Annotated in this window: 15 protein-coding genes; 10 read left to right on the forward strand and 5 right to left on the reverse strand. The window is 61.6% G+C overall.

Annotated elements, in window-relative coordinates; translation table 11 throughout:
- The first annotated feature begins 57 nt into the window (after window positions 1–57).
- The 6 genes from gcvP (at window position 58) to queF (ending at window position 6,891) form a co-directional block, all read left to right on the forward strand.
- Entirely contained in the window at window positions 58–2,907 is a 2,850-nt protein-coding gene (gcvP, locus tag D1820_RS15900; RefSeq protein ID WP_118069730.1) for an aminomethyl-transferring glycine dehydrogenase, read from the forward strand.
- Between the two features lie 145 nt (window positions 2,908–3,052).
- Window positions 3,053–4,291 carry an acyl-CoA dehydrogenase family protein gene (locus D1820_RS15905; RefSeq protein WP_118069731.1) on the forward strand — a complete coding sequence of 413 codons (1,239 nt, stop codon included), beginning with the start codon at window positions 3,053–3,055 and terminating at the stop codon, window positions 4,289–4,291.
- 264 nt (window positions 4,292–4,555) lie between these two features.
- Window positions 4,556–5,254, forward strand: coding sequence for a 7-cyano-7-deazaguanine synthase QueC (gene queC / locus D1820_RS15910; RefSeq protein WP_118069732.1), 699 nt, complete (start codon window positions 4,556–4,558; stop codon window positions 5,252–5,254).
- Window positions 5,254–5,607, forward strand: a complete 354-nt coding sequence (gene queD / locus D1820_RS15915) for a 6-carboxytetrahydropterin synthase QueD (protein WP_102897590.1) — start codon at window positions 5,254–5,256, stop codon at window positions 5,605–5,607. Before queC ends, queD begins: the two co-directional genes overlap by 1 nt.
- Complete coding sequence (queE, locus tag D1820_RS15920; RefSeq protein WP_254683329.1) at window positions 5,604–6,401, forward strand: 7-carboxy-7-deazaguanine synthase QueE; 798 nt, start codon at window positions 5,604–5,606, stop codon at window positions 6,399–6,401. Before queD ends, queE begins: the two co-directional genes overlap by 4 nt.
- A 25-nt stretch (window positions 6,402–6,426) precedes the next feature.
- Window positions 6,427–6,891, forward strand: a complete 465-nt coding sequence (gene queF / locus D1820_RS15925; protein ID WP_040180360.1) for a preQ(1) synthase — start codon at window positions 6,427–6,429, stop codon at window positions 6,889–6,891.
- Window positions 6,892–6,928: 37 nt separating this feature from the next.
- Here the strand turns inward: queF and D1820_RS15930 are convergent, their stop codons facing one another.
- On the reverse strand, window positions 6,929–7,633 hold the full coding sequence (locus D1820_RS15930) for a PAS domain-containing protein (RefSeq protein WP_254683330.1): 705 nt from the start codon (window positions 7,631–7,633) through the stop codon (window positions 6,929–6,931).
- Between the two features lie 139 nt (window positions 7,634–7,772).
- Window positions 7,773–8,549, reverse strand: coding sequence for a tRNA pseudouridine(38-40) synthase TruA (truA, locus tag D1820_RS15935; protein ID WP_118069733.1), 777 nt, complete (start codon window positions 8,547–8,549; stop codon window positions 7,773–7,775).
- A 145-nt stretch (window positions 8,550–8,694) separates the two neighbouring features.
- On the opposite strand from truA, the gene D1820_RS15940 reads away from it, so the two are divergent.
- The 3 genes from D1820_RS15940 to D1820_RS15950 are packed head-to-tail and all read left to right on the forward strand — an operon-like array spanning window position 8,695 to window position 11,698.
- On the forward strand, window positions 8,695–10,110 hold the full coding sequence (locus D1820_RS15940) for a YcjX family protein (RefSeq protein ID WP_118069734.1): 1,416 nt from the start codon (window positions 8,695–8,697) through the stop codon (window positions 10,108–10,110).
- Window positions 10,107–10,646: a GNAT family N-acetyltransferase gene (locus tag D1820_RS15945; protein ID WP_118069735.1), complete on the forward strand. Its 540-nt coding sequence runs from the start codon at window positions 10,107–10,109 to the stop codon at window positions 10,644–10,646. The genes D1820_RS15940 and D1820_RS15945 overlap by 4 nt, the downstream gene beginning before the upstream one ends.
- Window positions 10,643–11,698 carry a YcjF family protein gene (locus D1820_RS15950; protein WP_118069736.1) on the forward strand — a complete coding sequence of 352 codons (1,056 nt, stop codon included), beginning with the start codon at window positions 10,643–10,645 and terminating at the stop codon, window positions 11,696–11,698. The genes D1820_RS15945 and D1820_RS15950 overlap by 4 nt, the downstream gene beginning before the upstream one ends.
- Window positions 11,699–11,805: 107 nt before the next feature.
- Here D1820_RS15950 and D1820_RS15955 read toward each other — a convergent pair whose 3' ends face one another.
- Entirely contained in the window at window positions 11,806–12,216 is a 411-nt protein-coding gene (locus D1820_RS15955) for a group III truncated hemoglobin (RefSeq protein ID WP_096788664.1), read from the reverse strand.
- A gap of 113 nt (window positions 12,217–12,329) precedes the next feature.
- Window positions 12,330–13,874 carry a pentapeptide repeat-containing protein gene (locus tag D1820_RS15960; protein ID WP_118069737.1) on the reverse strand — a complete coding sequence of 515 codons (1,545 nt, stop codon included), beginning with the start codon at window positions 13,872–13,874 and terminating at the stop codon, window positions 12,330–12,332.
- A 255-nt stretch (window positions 13,875–14,129) separates the two neighbouring features.
- On the opposite strand from D1820_RS15960, the gene ileS reads away from it, so the two are divergent.
- Complete coding sequence (ileS, locus tag D1820_RS15965; RefSeq protein ID WP_118069738.1) at window positions 14,130–17,108, forward strand: isoleucine--tRNA ligase; 2,979 nt, start codon at window positions 14,130–14,132, stop codon at window positions 17,106–17,108.
- 184 nt (window positions 17,109–17,292) lie between these two features.
- On the opposite strand, the gene D1820_RS15970 is transcribed toward ileS, so the two are convergent.
- Complete coding sequence (locus D1820_RS15970; RefSeq protein WP_118069739.1) at window positions 17,293–17,640, reverse strand: hypothetical protein; 348 nt, start codon at window positions 17,638–17,640, stop codon at window positions 17,293–17,295.
- Between the last annotated feature and the right edge of the window lie 185 nt (window positions 17,641–17,825).

Raw genomic sequence — 17,825 nt, forward strand, 5'->3', positions numbered from 1 at the left:
TGGGCCTGCCCGCAGCCTCCTGCTGCCTTAACCTCCTGTTGCTGAAGAGGGCGACATATGTCTTTTGAACCCACGGATTATCTGCCGTACGACTTTGCCAACCGCCGTCATATCGGACCGTCACCTGAGGAGATGGACGACATGCTCGCCGTGGTCGGCGCCAAGAGCCTGGACGCGCTGATCGACGACACCGTGCCCGCCACCATCCGTCAGGCCGCCGCGCTGGAGTTTGGCCGCCCCCTATCCGAACGCGAGCTGCTGCATCACATGCGTGAGGTCGCGGGTAAGAACGTTCTGAAGACCTCGCTTATTGGTCAGGGCTACCACGGCACCGTGACCCCGCCCGCGATTCAGCGCAACATTCTGGAAAACCCGGCCTGGTACACGGCCTACACGCCCTATCAGCCCGAAATCTCGCAGGGCCGTCTTGAGGCGCTGCTGAACTTCCAGACCATGATCTCAGACCTCACCGGACTGGAAATCGCCAATGCCTCGCTTCTGGATGAGGCGACCGCCTGCGCCGAGGCGATGACTGTGGCGCAGCGGGTCTCTAAATCGAAGGCCAAGGCGTTTTTTGTCGATCGCGACTGCCACCCGCAGAACATCGCCGTGATCCAGACCCGCGCCGCGCCGCTGGGGATTGAGGTGATTGTAGGCAACCCGGATAAGCTGGACGCCTCGGCGGTCTTTGGCGCGCTGTTCCAATATCCCGGCACCTATGGCCACGTGCGCGATTTTACCGATCACATCGCCCAGCTGCACGCGCATAAGGCCATCGGCGTTGTCGCGGCAGATCCGTTGTCGCTGACCCTGCTGAAGGAACCCGGCGCGATGGGCGCCGATATCGCTGTCGGCTCGACCCAGCGCTTTGGCGTGCCGGTTGGCGCCGGTGGTCCGCATGCGGCCTATATGGCCACCAAGGATGCCTATAAACGCGCGATCCCGGGCCGCATCGTCGGCGTGTCAGTCGATGCCCATGGCAACCGGGCCTATCGCCTGTCCCTGCAAACCCGCGAACAGCACATCCGCCGGGAGAAGGCGACCTCCAACGTCTGTACCGCGCAGGCCTTGCTGGCGGTGATGGCGTCTATGTATGCAGTCTTCCACGGCCCCAAGGGTCTGAAAGCCATCGCACAACGCATCCACCGCAAGACCGTCCGTCTGGCCAAGGGGCTGGAGGACGCGGGCTTCAAGGTGGATCCCAGATCCTTCTTCGACACGATCACCGTGGATGTTGGCCCCTTGCAGGAGGCGGTGTTGAAATCCGCCGTGGACGAAGGGCTGAACCTGCGCCGGGTTGGCGAAACCCGCGTTGGCATCACCCTGGATGAGGTGACCCGCTCTGAAACCATCGAAGCGGTCTGGCGCGCCTTCGGCATCCGCCGCGGCGACGATGATTTCACGCCTGAGTATCGCGTGCCAGAGAACATGCACCGCACATCTGATTACCTGACGCATCCGATTTTCCACATGAACCGGGCCGAGACCGAGATGATGCGCTATATGCGCCGTCTGGCCGACCGCGATCTGGCGCTGGACCGCGCGATGATCCCGCTGGGGTCCTGCACGATGAAGCTCAACGCCGCGGCAGAAATGATGCCGCTCAGCTGGCCGGAATTTGCCAATATCCACCCCTTTGCGCCTGCTGATCAAATGCAGGGCTACGCCGAGATGGTCAGCGACCTGTCAGAGAAACTGTGCCAGATCACCGGCTATGAGGCGATTTCCATGCAGCCGAACTCTGGCGCGCAGGGCGAATATGCGGGCCTTCTGTCCATCGCGGCCTACCACCGCGCCAACGGGCAGGGCCATCGCAACATCTGTCTGATCCCGATGTCCGCCCATGGCACCAACCCGGCCTCTGCCCAGATGGTGGGGTGGAAAGTTGTGGTGGTGAAATCCGCAGAAAACGGCGATATCGACCTCGACGATTTTCGCGAAAAGGCAGAGAAATACGCCGAAAACCTTGCAGGCTGCATGATCACCTACCCCTCGACCCACGGCGTGTTCGAAGAAACCGTGCATGAGGTCTGCAAGATCACCCATGATCACGGCGGTCAGGTCTATATCGACGGTGCCAATATGAACGCGATGGTGGGCCTGTCCCGTCCTGGCGATCTGGGCGGCGATGTGAGCCACCTGAACCTGCATAAAACCTTTGCCATCCCGCATGGTGGCGGCGGCCCTGGCATGGGTCCGATTGGGGTGAAGGCGCATTTGCAACCACATCTGCCCGGCCACCCGGAAACCGGCGGTCAGGAAGGTCCGGTCTCGGCCGCGCCCTTCGGCTCTGCCTCCATTCTGACCATCAGTTGGGCCTACTGCCTGATGATGGGCGGTGCGGGCCTGACGCAGGCGACGAAGGTGGCAATCCTCAATGCCAACTACATCGCCAAGCGCCTCGAAGGCGCCTATGACGTGCTCTATAAGGGCCCCACGGGCCGCGTCGCGCATGAGTGTATTCTGGACACCCGCCCGTTTGAGGCCAGCGCCAATGTCACCGTGGATGATGTAGCCAAGCGACTGATCGACAGCGGTTTTCACGCACCGACCATGTCCTGGCCCGTCGCGGGCACCCTGATGGTAGAACCCACCGAGTCCGAGACCAAGGCCGAGCTGGATCGCTTCTGCGAGGCGATGCTGTCGATCCGCGAGGAAATCCGCGCGGTTGAGGCAGGCGAGATGGATGCGGACAATAACGCGCTGAAAAACGCCCCCCACACGATGGAAGACCTCGTGAAAGACTGGGATCGCCCCTATTCCCGTGAACAGGGCTGCTTCCCTCCGGGGGCCTTCCGGGTCGACAAATACTGGCCGCCGGTGAACCGCGTCGACAATGCCTATGGCGACCGCCATCTGGTCTGCACCTGCCCGCCGATGGAGGACTACGCCGAGGCGGCAGAGTAACCGCTTACGAAACGGACCCTTCGGGGTCCGTTTTCTCTTGTCTCGCTGCGGTCATACTCCCGTGACGTCCCGTCACGCGGCTGGACAGCGCCACAACCCCCGCGCCATGCTGCACCCAAGGGAAACAACACAAAGAGGCGCCGGGATGGACATGAACTTGGGAATGCGGAGCGAAAACCGCGCGCTTCTGGACCGGGTGGCCGCGATGATCCGAGATGAAATCATGCCGCTGGAGGCCGAGTATCACGCGGAAATCGGCAAGGGCGACCGCTGGCAGTACACCGACCGGCAGGCCGAAATCCTAGAAGGTCTGAAAGCCGAGGCCAAGGCGCAGGGCCTGTGGAACTTCTGGCTCACCGACAGTGACAAGGGGTTTGGCCTCTCGACCGTCGAATATGCCTACTTTGCTGAAGAAATGGGAAAAACCCCGCTGGGGGCAGAGGTCTTCAACTGCTCAGCACCCGACACCGGCAATATGGAAGTGTTTGAGCGTTACGGCACCGAGGCGATGAAACAGCAATGGCTCGCCCCGCTCCTGCAGGGGCAGATCCGCTCGGCCTATCTGATGACGGAGCCGGACGTCGCCAGCTCGGATGCCACCAATATTGCCATGTCCTGCGTGCGCGACGGCGATGACTATGTGCTGAACGGCGAAAAATGGTGGGCCTCAGGCGCTGGGGATCCGCGCTGCAAGGTTTATATCGTCATGGTGCGTACTGGCGACGACGACCTGCCCAAGCACAAGCGCCAGTCGATGGTCGTGGTGCCTGCGGATGCGCCGGGTATCGAGGTGCTGCGCCCGATGGAGGTCTACGGTCACGATGACGCGCCCCATGGTCATATGCATATCCGCTTCTCAGATGTGCGCATTCCGGCAGACCATATGCTGCTGGGAGAGGGGCGCGGATTTGAAATCGCGCAGGGTCGCCTTGGGCCGGGGCGTATTCACCATTGCATGCGCGCCATCGGTCAGGCCGAAAGCGCGCTGGAACAGCTCTGCCGCCGCTCGCTGCGCCGAGAGGCCTTTGGCAAGCCGCTGGCCCAGCTTGGCGCCAACTACGACATCATCGCCGAATGCCGGATGGAGATCGAAATGGCCCGTCTCCTCTGTCTCAAGGCGGCATGGTATATGGATCAGGGGGACGCCCGCGCTGCGGCGCCCTGGATCAGCCAGATCAAAGTGGTTGCCCCACGCGTCGCGCTGAAGGTGATCGACGAGGCGGTGCAGATGCATGGCGGGCAGGGCATCAGCCAGGACACGCCGCTGGCGCAGGCCTGGACCCATGTGCGCACCCTGCGCCTTGCCGATGGGCCGGATGCGGTGCACCGCCGACAGGTCGCACGGGCCGAGTTGAAAGCCTACAGTCAGGAAAATCTCGGTTAACGGTCTGCCCCGGCCCCTTGCGGAGTGCTGGGAAAACGGACGTCCAAAAACCACGCTCAGGCGCTCTCCACTAGGAGGGCGCTTTTTGTGTTTGGGCTAATGTGCTGAAAAGAAATCAAAAAATTACGTCACACCAAAGTCGATCACCGCAGATCCTGACGTAGCGGAAATTTCCTGTGGATATCTTGCCGTGGTTAACGACAGTCGCTATACGCACGCCTTCCGGTCGCAGCCTACCCGGATATCAAAACAAGGACTGAAAACTTGAAAACACTTGTCATCTGCTCGGGCGGGCTCGATTCCGTGTCCCTTGCCCATATTCTTGCTGCCGAAGGGCAGCTCTCGCGCCTGGTGTCGTTCGACTACGGACAGCGTCATCGCAAGGAACTCGATTACGCCGCCGCCTGTGGGCAACGGCTTGGGGTTCCGCATGAGATCATCGACATGCGTTCGATCGGCGCCGCGCTCAGCGGTTCTGCATTGACCGATGATATCGATGTGCCGGACGGGCATTACGCCGAAGAGACCATGAAGGTCACGGTTGTGCCAAACCGCAATGCCATCATGCTGACCATTGCCTACGGGATTGCCGCCGCCAAGGGCGATACGGCCGTGGCAACGGCGGTGCATGGCGGCGATCACTTTATCTACCCGGACTGTCGCCCGGCCTTCACCGATGCCTTCGACGTGATGCAGCGCATGGCGCTGGATGGCTATGCGGATGTGGCGCTGGTGACGCCTTTCGTGCATCGCTCCAAAGGGGATATTGTCGCCGCAGGCGCGGCAGTGAACACCCCCTTTGTCGAGACATGGTCCTGCTACAAAGGCGGTGAGCATCACTGCGGGCGCTGCGGCACCTGCGTCGAACGCCGCGAGGCCTTTGATCTGGCGGGGGTAGAGGATCCCACGGTCTACGCTGACCCGGATTTCTGGCGCACCGCCATCAAAGAGGGGGGCGCATAATGTTCCGCATCACCAAGGAATTCCACTTCTCCGCATCGCATCAGCTGACGCATCTGCCAGCAGATCACCAATGTGCCCGGCTGCATGGGCACAACTACATCGTGGTGATCGAACTGGCGGGCGCTGAGCTGAACAGCGATGGTTTTGTCCGCGATTATCACGAGTTGGCGCCGCTGAAGAATTACATCGACGGAAGCTTTGATCACCGCCATCTGAATGATGTGATGGAGGGCCCCTCCACCGCAGAAAACATGGCGCGTCATTTCTATGACTGGTGTGCTGCCCGCTGGCCGGAAACCGCCGCGGTGCGGGTGTCTGAGACGCCCAAGACCTGGGCGGAATACCGACCATGACCGAGGTTCTAATACCGCGCGCCGTGCGCGCGACCGGTGACACATCCTCCCCTGCGCATAGGCAGGGGACCTGCCGTTCGGCGCCGACCACGCTGCGTATCGCGGAAATCTTTGGCCCGACGATCCAGGGCGAAGGGGCGCTGATCGGTGAACCCACCGTATTTGTCCGCGCAGGCGGCTGTGACTATCGCTGCAGCTGGTGCGACAGCCTGCATGCGGTGGACAGCCGCTTCCGCGACACCTGGGCGCCGATGGCCACGGATGAGGTCTGGCAGGAGGTGACCCGCCTCAGCGGTGGTCAGCCACTGACGGTCTCGCTCTCAGGTGGCAACCCGGCAATCCAGAACTTCGCGCCGCTGATCGCTTTGGGCAAGGAGGCCGGCTATCGCTTCGCCTGCGAGACACAAGGCTCCATCAGCCAGCCTTGGTTTGCGGCCCTCGATACGCTTGTGCTTAGCCCGAAGCCGCCCTCCAGCGGCCACCGTGTGGACTGGCAGAAATTCGACCATTGTCTGGCGGCCGCCAGGGGCTGCGATCAGATCGTGCTGAAAATCGTGATCTTCGATGACTGCGATTACGATTGGGCCAAGGCGGTGGCACATCGCTACCCTGACCTGCCGCTCTATCTGCAGCCTGGCAACCCGGAGGTTGATCCCGAAACACCGGTGGATCTGACCGCCGCCACCGAACGGCTGCATTGGCTGATTGAAAAAGTGACCGCCGACCGCTGGTTTGCCCCCCGTGTGCTGCCGCAGCTGCATGTTCTGGTCTGGGGCAACAAACGTGGCGTCTGAACGCGCGGAGTGAGGAGACGACAAAATGACTGATGATATCTACAAAGACCTGAAACAACTGGGCGGGGCCACGGTGATGCCCGCAAGCCCCGAAGACGCCGAGCTGGAGCGGGTGCCCAATCCACAAGCTGATGTGGCTTACAACATACGCTTCACCGCGCCGGAGTTCACATCGCTCTGCCCGATGACGGGCCAGCCCGATTTTGCCCATCTGGTGATCGACTACGTGCCGGGCAAATGGCTGGTGGAGAGCAAATCGCTGAAGCTGTTCCTGGGGTCATTCCGCAACCACGGCGCATTCCACGAAGATTGCACGGTGTCGATTGCGCGCCGTCTGGCCGATTTTCTTGAACCACAGTGGTTGCGCATCGGCGGCTATTGGTACCCGCGTGGTGGCATCCCGATTGATGTGTTCTGGCAGACCGGCCCGCTGCCCGAAGGGGTCTGGATCCCAGACCAAGGGGTGCCCCCCTACCGCGGTCGCGGCTGACCCGGTGCCACAGGCGTAGTATCCAGAGATCAGGCCGTCAGGCCTGATTTTCACGCGGCCCCAGCAGCGGATCCCGCATCATTGCAGCCGCGTCAATATCGGCACTATCAGCGCCCAACAGATTGCCGCGATGGCGGTTGAAATAAAGGTCAATCCGGCTGTAAAGCGTATTGCGCCGCATCTCCAGACAACGCAGGAGCGCTTTTCGCGCATAGTCCAGCAGTTCGTCCTTCTGGGTCTCCAGATGATGCAGTTCCGCCGCGCGCTCCGGCTCTGGCTCGGGACCGGTAGTTCCAGAACCGGTAGACCCATTGGCCGATATCTGATCCGCAATATCCTCAGCGTCCGCAGGGGTCAGCGGCGGCGCGGACGACAGCTCTGCTGACAGCATGAAATGGCAGCCCAGCAAGACGACCTGACCGGGTGTGACGGTGATCGGATCGATATAGGTCAAGCATTCGAAGGGGCGCCCATGGGCATCATAGTTCCACAGGGTGCGCGCGATGCTGTCGAAGCCATCGCGGGCGACTTTCAGCTCGCTGAGCGTGCTTTGCATCACCGCGGGTCCGTCAAACAACGGGCAGGGGCGGTCAATCACATCCTCAGCCTTATACCCGGTCGCCTTCTCAAAGGCTGGGTTGACGAAGGACAGTTCCAGCTCTTCCGCTTGTGGGTTGATCAACGACAGTGGCAACGTGGAATACCGCAGCAGACTGCCCAGAAGATCCATTTCCTTGTTCATGTCGCCGCCTGCCTGTTCTGGACCCAAATCTGGAAGAAAAACGCACGCATCCGCGAATGGTTCCCCGAAATCGAAGAAAAAATTCGTGCGTCTGATCCGGACCCGTCCGGTGCGCTCAAGCGTCGTTCAATTTGGAGGGTTATTCAGCAATCCCAAAGGGATCGTCAGGGTATCCGACGCGTGCCAGATAGAGCCCGTGACCGGGGCAGACCGGCCCGCAGGCGGCGCGATCCTCGGCCTCTAGCGCGGTTTTCACATCCTCGGGCGCCCAGGCTCCCGCGCCGACCCGCTCCAGCGTGCCGACAAAGCTGCGCACCTGATTGTGCAGGAAGGACCGCGCGCGCACATGAAAATGGATTTCCGGCCCGGAAAAACCCGGAACCCGCTCAACCCGTAGTTCGTCCAGCGTCTTCAGCGGGCTGGCGGCCTGACAGATCGATGACCGGAAGGTGGTGAAATCATGCTGACCAATCAGATGATTGGCCGCTTCCTGCATCGCCTCGGCGTCCAGATCGTGATTGAGCTGCCAGACCTGTCCGGCCTCATGGGTTGCCGGGGCGCGCCGGATCAGGATGCGAAACAGATACTGCCGCTCAACCGCAGAAAATCGCGCGTGCCAGTCACCGTCGACACGGGCGCAATCGACAATCGCCACGGGCGCGGGTTTCAGGTGGAAATTCAACGCCTCGGACAGGCGGAACGGATCCCAATCCTTCACCATGTCGCAATGCGCAACCTGACCCAGACCATGCACGCCGGTGTCCGTGCGCCCCGCCGCTGCAATCGTATGCGGGCCGGGTTCCAGCCGCGCAAGCGCATCCTCGATCGCCCCCTGAACCGAGGGCTGATCTTTCTGGCGCTGCCACCCAGCGAAGGGCGCGCCGTGATATTCGACTTTCAGAGCAAAACGCGGCATGGGCGGGCAAGTAACGCGGCCGGAGCTGCCGCACAAGTCCCTGCCACTACTGCGCCGGGGTGGTATCGCGCCTCGCCAACCCCTATCTTGGTCAAATTGAACAAGGATCCGGTCCAACGCAGGGGCCGCAAGGCGGGGCAGACCTTTGGGACTATCATCACTGGCAGACGGGGTTTTGCGCAGCGTCGAGGGGGCGGGCGCCTCCCTATCGGAGAGCCTGTTTGAGCCCTCAATCCGTCTTGGCGTCACCGGTCTGGCCCGCGCGGGCAAAACGGTGTTCATCACCTCGCTGGTGGCCAATCTGATGAACCGGGGCCGTATGGTGCAGCTGTCCGCCGCGCGCGAAGGGCGGATCGAGACGGCGTTTCTGCAACCCCAGCCGGACGACACCGTGCCCCGCTTTGACTACGAAAATCACCTTGGCGCCCTCACAGGTCCGCGTCCCTATTGGCCCGACAGCACCCGGGCTGTGTCTGAGCTGCGGCTCAGCCTCAGGGTTCAGCCCAACGGGCTGCTGTCGGGCTTGCAGGGGCCGCGCACGCTGCATCTGGATATCGTGGATTACCCCGGCGAATGGCTGCTGGATCTGGCGCTTCTCGACAAATCCTATGCCCAATGGTGCGATGAGGTGCTGACCCGCATTCGTGGTCGCGCGCAGGCGCAGACGTTTCTGGATCTGGCGCAAAAAGCCGACGCCACCGCCCTGCATGATGAGCCGCTGGCGCAGGATTTGGCCGGGGCCTTTGCGGCCTATCTGCAGGCTGCCCGCGCCGCGGGCTATTACGACTGCACACCGGGGCGCTTCCTGCTGCCCGGCGATCTGGCGGGCTCTCCGGTGCTGACCTTCGCGCCGATCCCGCTGTCGGATACCGCCCCGCGCCGGTCCCTGCACCGCGAGATGGAGCGCCGATTTGAGGCCTATAAATCAAAGGTCGTCAAACCCTTCTTTCGCGATCACTTCGCCCGCATTGACCGGCAGGTGGTGCTGGTTGATGCCCTGAGCGCCATCCATTCCGGCCCCCGCGCGGTGGAGGATCTGCGCCACGCGATGACCGATATCCTCGCGGCCTTCCGTCCGGGCCGCAACGGCTTTCTGCGCCAGATCCTGCGCGGCAAGCGGGTGGAGAAAATCCTGTTTGCGGCGACCAAGGCTGATCACCTGCATCACCAGCAGCACCCCCAGCTGACTGCCATCATCGAGGCGCTGACCCGCGACGCGCGGGATCGCGCCCGCTTTGCCGGGGCGGAGACGGCGGCCCTGTCGCTCGCCGCGCTGCGCGCCACAACAGAGGAGCTGCGCAGCCACAACGGCAGCGATCTGCCTTGTGTGCGTGGCACCCTTCTGGACAGCGGCAAACCGGCCGCGTTTTATCCCGGTGCCCTGCCGCAAGACCCCTCGCACCTGCTGACCCCGGCCCGTCAGGGCGCCGAAAGCTGGCTCGATGGGGACTATCAGGCCATGGCCTTTGCACCGGCCCCGCTCACCCTGCGCCCCGGCGATGGCCCGCCCCACATCCGCCTGGACCGGGCGGCGGAATTCCTGATCGGAGATCGCCTATGACAACCTCATCCCCGCCCATCCTGCGTGTTGCGCGCAGCACCGATGCCGGCAAGATCGCCGAGATCCTGCATCGCTTCGAGGTTGATACCCCCTGGATGCCCAAGCAGCACACCGGGGCCGAGGCGATCAGCTTTTGCGGCACTATGATTGATCGCGGCTGGGTCACCATCGCGCAGATCGACGGACGGGTAGAGGGGTTTCTGGCCCGCGACGGCGTGGAGATCTGCGCGCTTTATGTGCGCGACACGGCGCGCGGGCAGGGGCTTGGCCGCTTGCTGCTGGACTATGCCAAATCGGTGCAGTCGCCGCTCCAGCTCTGGACGTTTCAGGCCAACGAAGGCGCTCAGCGGTTCTATCTGCGCGAAGGCTTCGTCGAACAGACCCGCACCGATGGCGCGCGCAACGACGAAGGGTTGCCGGATATTCAATACATCTGGCCCGCACCCTCGTCGAAGCCAGAACCCAAACCCCGCGCCGCTGCAGTGACAGCGCCCTCAGCCGACAAACCGGATCGCCCGAAGAAGGACACGCCATGAGCCGCAAGGATGCCGTCCTCTTCGACCTCACAGACAGCGCCACCGCAGACGAAACCCCGGATGTGGCCAGCGCGCCGCCGGTCCCGGATCTGGAGGGCGCCAGCAGTGACCTGCCGCAGCCCGCGCTGGCGCAGGCCGCCGCGCTGGCCAGCCGTCGCCCATCGCGACTGGCCCGCTGGTTCTGGGCCTGTCTGACAGCACTGATCGGCGCTGTCATCTCGGTTGCGGCCTGGGATTTCGTCACCGGGCTGATTGACCGCGTGCCGCTCCTTGGCTGGGCGATCACCGCAGGCTTTGCCGTGGCCGTCCTTCTGGCCCTTCTGATGGGCCTGCGTGAACTCGCAGCCCTCTCCCGCCTGCGCCGGGTCGAGAGCCTGCGCAACGCGCAACCGCTGCTTTCAGCGGACCCGACCGACCCCGCCGGGGGGCAGGCCGCTGATGCCACCGCTGATCTGAAGGCCGCCCGCAGCTATGTTGCGGGATTGGAACGGTTTTACCGCGGGCGCAAGGATCTCACATGGGGGTTGGCCCGACTGGACGAGCGCAAGAGCGACATCATGGACGCCGACGCGCTGCTGCATCTGGCCGAGGCGGAGCTGCTCGCGCCGCTGGATGCCCGCGCCCAGCGCGTGGTTGAGAGCGGCGCCCGACAGGTCGCAACCGTTACCGCGCTGGTGCCCTTGGCGTTGGCCGATGTGGTGACGGCGCTGGTGACCTCGCTGCGGATGATCCGCCGCATCGCCGATATCTACGGCGGGCGCTCTGGCTTCTTCAGCTCCTGGCGGCTTACCCGCGCGGTGCTCGCCCATCTGGTGACCACTGGCGCTGTCGCTGTTGGCGATGACCTGCTGGAACCGGTGCTGGGTGGATCGATCCTGTCCAAACTCTCCCGCCGTTTCGGCGAAGGTCTGGTGAATGGTGCGCTCTCCGCCCGCGTTGGCATCGCCGCCATGGAAGTCTGCCGTCCGATGACCTTCTCCAAGGCGCAGAAACCCCGGACCCGCAAGGTTATCCAGCGCGCCCTCACTGGCCTGTTCACCAAAGACACCTAGCCACACGCCCTAGGCTCATGCCCGGCATGAGCCACGCCGAAGGCCACAAGGATGCGCTGGCCCCGCCAGGGCATCTATGGGCGCGGGAGCACCTGTGCCTGCGCGGATCAGAATAGCTTTGGTGGTGCGTCTTTTGGCTGGCGCATGGCGACGATTCCGGTGCGGAACCCTTCGCCGATCCGGTCCGCCAGAGCGCCCCATTGCAGCGCGGTTCGTTCCGGCAGCTCCGCTTGCAAGACCTCGTGAAACAACCCCAACCAGATCGCAAAGTGCTCGGGCTTTACATCGGGTCTACTGACATGCACCCGCATCGGATTGCCGCTGTAACATTTCTCCCGCAGGATGGCATTGCGCCAGAACCGGGTGATCAGCGCCTCATGCTCCGGCCAATCCTCCACATGCGCCGAAAACACCGGCCCCAGTACCGCATCGCCGCGCACCCGCGCATAAAATATATCCACCACATAGGCGATCTGCTCTGCCGTAATGTCAAACCGCGCGAGGGACGTCTGGACCATGTGAACTCCACCTTTCCACCCGTCGCTACACCAGAGCGCCCCGCCGGTACACCCGCCGCGCGGGGCAATCCCTGCGACCAATTGTGCGGCGGGTTGGTGCGTCTTTATCGCTGTTAAGAGTCGTCGGGCACTTCTTCGTAGGTTTCGCCCCATGCCTCCACTGCTGCGTCAAATGCAAAATCATCAAGTGTTTCGTCGATCCAGTGATCCGGCCTTTGGCCACTCGTCAAAGTGACAGAGCCATCCCCAAAGGTACGATAAGGGTCAAAAAAATGCAGCGTAGCGGAGGAAACCGTCGCATTCCTGTAAACAACGGCGCTCCATTTGCGCGGTACATGTTTATGGACTGGTTTCATTTCTCCACTAAACGTGTAACCCATCGTGCCTTGAAACCGCGCAGAGTATAGATTGGACTTTATAAACCAAATGGCATTGACCGCTCCCGACTTTAATTCGATATCAAAGACTGTGTCTTCAATTTGTGTTTGGTCGAAATACGTAAAGGAGAAGTCACATCTCCTCAGGGAAGCTGAGTGTAGTTGGGCGTGGCTGAAATCCGCGCAGGACAGCTTTGCGAAGTCGAGTGTTGTGTCGTTCAGAATTCCTCGAGTCACAACCGCTCCTGTCAGGTTGCAGTGAGAGAAATTGGCTCCGTTCAGATAGGCCCCTTCCATACGCGACTCGAAGAAACACATGTATGAATAATCGCCACCGGTAAAATCCGCACGTTGAAGATTGCAGCGTGATAGCGTCGGGCGGTAGTCGTGCAGTCTTTCATGTAGGATCTGTTCAGGGGTACGGCGCCCGAGAATCTTGATTGCAAAAGTGATGTCGGAGCGAGGGCTTGGTATCTCGAAAACTCTCTCGTGGATATCCGTGTACTCAGACTCGGGCAGATCATCCGGAGGTGAAATCACATGGTTGTTTTTCATGCGGATGAAACGCCCTTCGGCAACATCCTTGGCGGTGCTCAGCGGCGAGTTATTGCAGACATAGGCGCAGAGAATGTCCATGACCAACAGGTGGTCCCGGCCGCGATCATATGTGATCGAATCCCGTGATATTCGCTCCAATGCAAGCAACCCACCAATACGGACTTCGATGTTTGGCTCGGTAACTTCCTCGATGACTGGTTTTGGTGTTGCTAGCATCTGCGAAAGCGCGGATCCGACTTCACTAGCCTCATTACCTATGACGCGTTTGATGGTTTTTTCTGCACCAAGCTGTTCCACAGCTTTGGTGATGCGGTCCGTCATATGGTTCTGTTCGGCGGTTCGGGTCTGACGCTCATTTGCCCAGACGCGCAATAGTGCCAAGGGGGCGCCAACCAAGCCTCCGGTGGCAGTCACCAGCCCCACAAAGGCAAGCACATGCCAACGCAGATCGACGCCAGTATCTGGCGGGAAATTCCCCGATAAAAGCCATAGTGCGGAAACTGTCTGGAACAGGAGAAAGGCCCAGATTGGCAGCACGCAGAGTCCATAACTCAGCAGAGCACTGTTACCGGTCCAGCGGTGTTTCTTTTGTTTGTAGGTCGGCACGGATATGGCGTACCAGGCTAGCAGCAGCAGACCAACAAGGCCGACTGTCGCCAGAAGCAATGTTAGCTGATGATGCGTGAAGGGGAGCGAAATAGTAACGGCATCAGTTGAGGGCATACGTTTGATAGCTCAATGATTTTGAAAGAATGTTGATAGCATTGCGCATTGATATGTGTCTGCCAACCTCGATCTGCCGCTTTACCCTCCTGCCGTGCCGCCCTATAAGGCCTCCATGTCCCATGTTGCGGCCATCATTATTCGAATTATATCCCCGGCGCTCTGACCACGTGAGCCGCCGGGCAAAGGTGCTTGAGCCATCGCACCGAACCGAATATCCCAAAACACGACCAGATCATCCAAAGGACGCTGCACATGTGTGCCGACACGCCTCAGACGCCTGAGTACAAAGACACCCTCAATCTGCCCAAAACCGATTTCCCGATGCGCGCGGGCCTTCCCAAGCGGGAGCCGGGCTGGCTGGAGCGTTGGGCCCAGATTGGCGTCTATGACAAACTCCGCGAAAAGGCCGCCGCCGCCAAGGGTACGGACGCGGAACGCAAGCCCTTCACCCTGCACGACGGCCCTCCTTACGCCAACGGTCACCTGCACATCGGCCACGCGCTGAACAAAACGATCAAGGACATGATCGTGCGCTCGCACCAGATGATGGGCTTTGATGCGCGCTACGTGCCGGGTTGGGACTGCCACGGCCTGCCGATCGAATGGAAGATCGAAGAGCAGTACCGCAAGAAGGGTAAGAACAAGGACGAGGTGCCGGTTGTCGACTTCCGTCAGGAATGCCGCGCCTTTGCCGATGAATGGGTCGGCATCCAGCGCGAGGAGTTCAAGCGTCTGGGCATCACCGGCAATTGGAATGATCCGTACCTCACCATGAACTACCACGCCGAGGCGGTGATCGCGGGGGAATTCCAGAAATTCCTGATGAACGGCACGCTCTATCAGGGCTCCAAGCCCGTGATGTGGTCCCCGGTAGAGAAAACCGCCCTGGCCGAGGCGGAGATCGAATATCACGACCACAAGTCGCATACCATCTGGGTGCCGTTTGGCATCCATAAGGGATCGTTTGGCGCGAACAGCTTGGTCGAGAGCGAACAACAGCAGCAATCGTTTGCAGAACTTGCGAAAGCCCGCGTTGTCATCTGGACCACCACCCCCTGGACCATTCCCTCGAACAAGGCCGTCGCCTATAACCCGAAGGTGGCCTATGGCCTCTACCGCGTGGATGCCACGCAGGAGGAAAGCTGGACCACTCCGGGTGAGCTGTATCTCTTTGCCGATGCGCTGGCCGCAGACGCGCTGGAGAAATCCCGCGTGACCGAATTCACCAAGGTTCGCGATGTCGAGGCCTCCGAATTCGATGGCCTGATCCTGAACCATCCATTCAAAGGCATCGAGGGCGCGAACGGCTTCTGGGATTATGACGTGCCGATGATCGACGGCGATCATGTTACCGATGATGCGGGCACCGGTTTTGTGCACACCGCGCCCAGCCATGGTGCCGATGACTACGAGTGTTTCGTGGCGCGCAACTGGATCGACCGCATGACCCACAATGTGGGCGAAGAATCCGAGTTCTTGCCGCATGTGCCGTTCTTTGCCGGACTTCAAGTCTTTGACAAAAAGGGCAAGGAAGGCAAAGCCAACACCGCTGTGATCGCCAAGCTGGTTGAGGCCGGTGGCATCATCGCCCGAGGTCGCGTCACGCATAGCTACCCGCATTCCTGGCGCTCCAAGGCGCCAATCGTATTCCGCAACACGCCGCAGTGGTTTGCCTCCGTCGACCGCGAGCTGGACGACGGCATGGGCGAGATGGGTGACACCATCCGCACCCGCGCGCTCAATTCCATCGATCAGCTGGTGCAGTGGACCCCGCAGACCGGTCGGAACCGTCTCTACTCGATGATCGAAAGCCGCCCGGACTGGGTGCTGTCGCGCCAGCGTGCCTGGGGCGTGCCGCTCACCTGCTTCACCAAGAAGGGTGTACTGCCGACCGATCCCGATTTCCTCCTGCGCAACGAGGAACTGAACGCCCGCATCGTGGCCGCGTTCGAAGAGCACGGCGCCGATGTCTGGTACACCGATGGCTTCAAGGAGAAGATGCTCGACGGCATCGTGACCCCCGACGACTATGATCAGGTGTTTGACGTGCTGGACGTGTGGTTCGACAGTGGCTCCACCCACGCCTTTGTGCTGCGCGACCGTGAAGACGGCACCGAGGACGGCATCGCCGACGTCTACATGGAAGGCACCGACCAGCACCGCGGCTGGTTCCATTCCTCGCTGTTGCAGGCCTGTGGCACCAAGGGTCGCGCGCCCTATCGCAATGTGGTCACCCATGGCTTCACGCTGGACGAGAAGGGCAACAAGATGTCCAAATCGCTCGGCAATACCATCGTGCCTGAGAAAATCGTCCAGCAGTATGGCGCTGATATCCTGCGCCTCTGGGTGGCGCAGACCGATTACACCGCCGACCAGCGCATCGGGCCGGAGATCCTGAAAGGCGTCGCCGATGGCTACCGCCGCCTGCGCAATACCATGCGCTATATGCTCGGCAGCCTGGCGGATTTCTCCGAAGATCAGCGGGTCGAGCCTGCGGATATGCCGGAGCTGGAGCAATGGGTCCTGCACCGTCTGGCGGAGCTGGATCACAAGGTCCGCACCGGCTATCAGGCCTTTGATTTCCAGGGCGTCTTCTCGGCGGTGTTCAACTTTGCCACCGTGGATCTGTCGGCCTTCTACTTCGATGTCCGCAAGGATGCGCTCTACTGCGATGGTGACACGCTGAATGCGCGTGCGGCCCGCACCGTGCTGGACATTCTGTTCCACCGCCTGACAACCTGGCTGGCGCCGATCCTGGTCTTCACCATGGAAGAGGTCTGGCTGGAACGCTTCCCCGGTGAGGACAGCTCACTGCATTTGCAGGACATTCCCGCGACCCCGGCGGATTGGCTGAATGAGCCGCTGGCCGCGAAATGGGCCAAGGTCCGTCAGGCTCGCCGTGTGGTCACCGCCGCCCTGGAGGTGCAGCGCGTGGACAAGGTGATCGGTGCCTCGCTGGAGGCCGCGCCGGTGGTGCATGTGCGCGATCCGGAGGTGCTGGAGGCGCTGAAATCGGTGAATTTCGCCGATGTTTGCATCACCTCCGATATCGCCCTCAGCGGCGATCCGGCCCCGGCAGAAGCCTTCCGCATGCCCGAGGTGGACGGCGTGTCGGTGGTGTTTGAAAAGGCCGATGGCGACAAATGTCAGCGCTGCTGGAAGATCCTGCCCGATGTTGGCAACCACAGCCACGCAGGTGTCTGCGGGCGCTGCGATGCGGCGCTGAGCTAAAATAGCGATGGGTAGCCGGTGCTGCCCCGGACAGCGGTGATCTCAGATCCCCAACGGGATCTGCGCGCCGCCCACCCCTCGATGGGGCGGGCGGCGCGCTTCTTTTGACGTCTTTGACGGGGGTATGGTGTCAAAGAACGCCGGGGGTTTTCTGCTCAGCGCAAGGCAGGCAATCGGGACCGGATCAGCCCATCGCCCGCAGCGCCGCGCGATAGTTGTTCTGGGCAATCACTTCGCTGGTCGGAAGTGGCCCGGCGTGGCAACCCGATTGCAGATCCTGCAGGGTCTGTTGCACCACGGTGCGCAGATGCTGGGTGCCGGCAGCCATTAGGCTTCCGCCCTCACTCGGTCCGGTTATGGCGGCCTGCTGGGACACGGCCTTGGCCGTCTTCGCCAGGGAGGCGGCAGTTTCCAGCCCGCCCGGCAGCGTTCCGGTCTGCTGGGCCTGCGCCTGTTTCGTCGCCGCCTGCCCACTCATGTGGCCATTCAGCATGCGGTAAACGCTGATATTTCCTTGGGAGGTGATATGCATGGCGACTGACCTTCTTCATAACTTGAGACCCAGTTTTACTAAAATTTAGTGCAATTGCATGGGCACCTGAGGTTAGCCGACCCTGCCGAAGGCATAGCCTCCTATCCCAAAGGTTAGGTCCAGGGGCCGGATCAAGGTTCCGCCTTGACGCTGAGCAGGATCCCGCAGACGCTGCCCAGGGTGTG

It is taken from the genome of Phaeobacter sp. LSS9 (genome assembly GCF_003443595.1).
In the GTDB taxonomy this organism is placed as follows: Bacteria; Pseudomonadota; Alphaproteobacteria; order Rhodobacterales; family Rhodobacteraceae; genus Phaeobacter; species Phaeobacter piscinae.

What these genes read in the sequence shown, in the direction of transcription:
- gcvP (WP_118069730.1), top strand. Translation starts at nt 58, where the DNA reads ATGTCTTTTGAACCCACGGATTATCTGCCGTACGACTTTGCCAACCGC.
- D1820_RS15905 (WP_118069731.1), top strand. Translation starts at nt 3,053, where the DNA reads ATGGACATGAACTTGGGAATGCGGAGCGAAAACCGCGCGCTTCTGGAC.
- queD (WP_102897590.1), top strand. Translation starts at nt 5,254, where the DNA reads ATGTTCCGCATCACCAAGGAATTCCACTTCTCCGCATCGCATCAGCTG.
- queE (WP_254683329.1), top strand. Translation starts at nt 5,604, where the DNA reads ATGACCGAGGTTCTAATACCGCGCGCCGTGCGCGCGACCGGTGACACA.
- queF (WP_040180360.1), top strand. Translation starts at nt 6,427, where the DNA reads ATGACTGATGATATCTACAAAGACCTGAAACAACTGGGCGGGGCCACG.
- D1820_RS15930 (WP_254683330.1), bottom strand. Translation starts at nt 7,633, where the DNA reads ATGAACAAGGAAATGGATCTTCTGGGCAGTCTGCTGCGGTATTCCACG.
- truA (WP_118069733.1), bottom strand. Translation starts at nt 8,549, where the DNA reads ATGCCGCGTTTTGCTCTGAAAGTCGAATATCACGGCGCGCCCTTCGCT.
- D1820_RS15945 (WP_118069735.1), top strand. Translation starts at nt 10,107, where the DNA reads ATGACAACCTCATCCCCGCCCATCCTGCGTGTTGCGCGCAGCACCGAT.
- D1820_RS15950 (WP_118069736.1), top strand. Translation starts at nt 10,643, where the DNA reads ATGAGCCGCAAGGATGCCGTCCTCTTCGACCTCACAGACAGCGCCACC.
- D1820_RS15955 (WP_096788664.1), bottom strand. Translation starts at nt 12,216, where the DNA reads ATGGTCCAGACGTCCCTCGCGCGGTTTGACATTACGGCAGAGCAGATC.
- D1820_RS15960 (WP_118069737.1), bottom strand. Translation starts at nt 13,874, where the DNA reads ATGCCCTCAACTGATGCCGTTACTATTTCGCTCCCCTTCACGCATCAT.
- ileS (WP_118069738.1), top strand. Translation starts at nt 14,130, where the DNA reads ATGTGTGCCGACACGCCTCAGACGCCTGAGTACAAAGACACCCTCAAT.
- D1820_RS15970 (WP_118069739.1), bottom strand. Translation starts at nt 17,640, where the DNA reads ATGCATATCACCTCCCAAGGAAATATCAGCGTTTACCGCATGCTGAAT.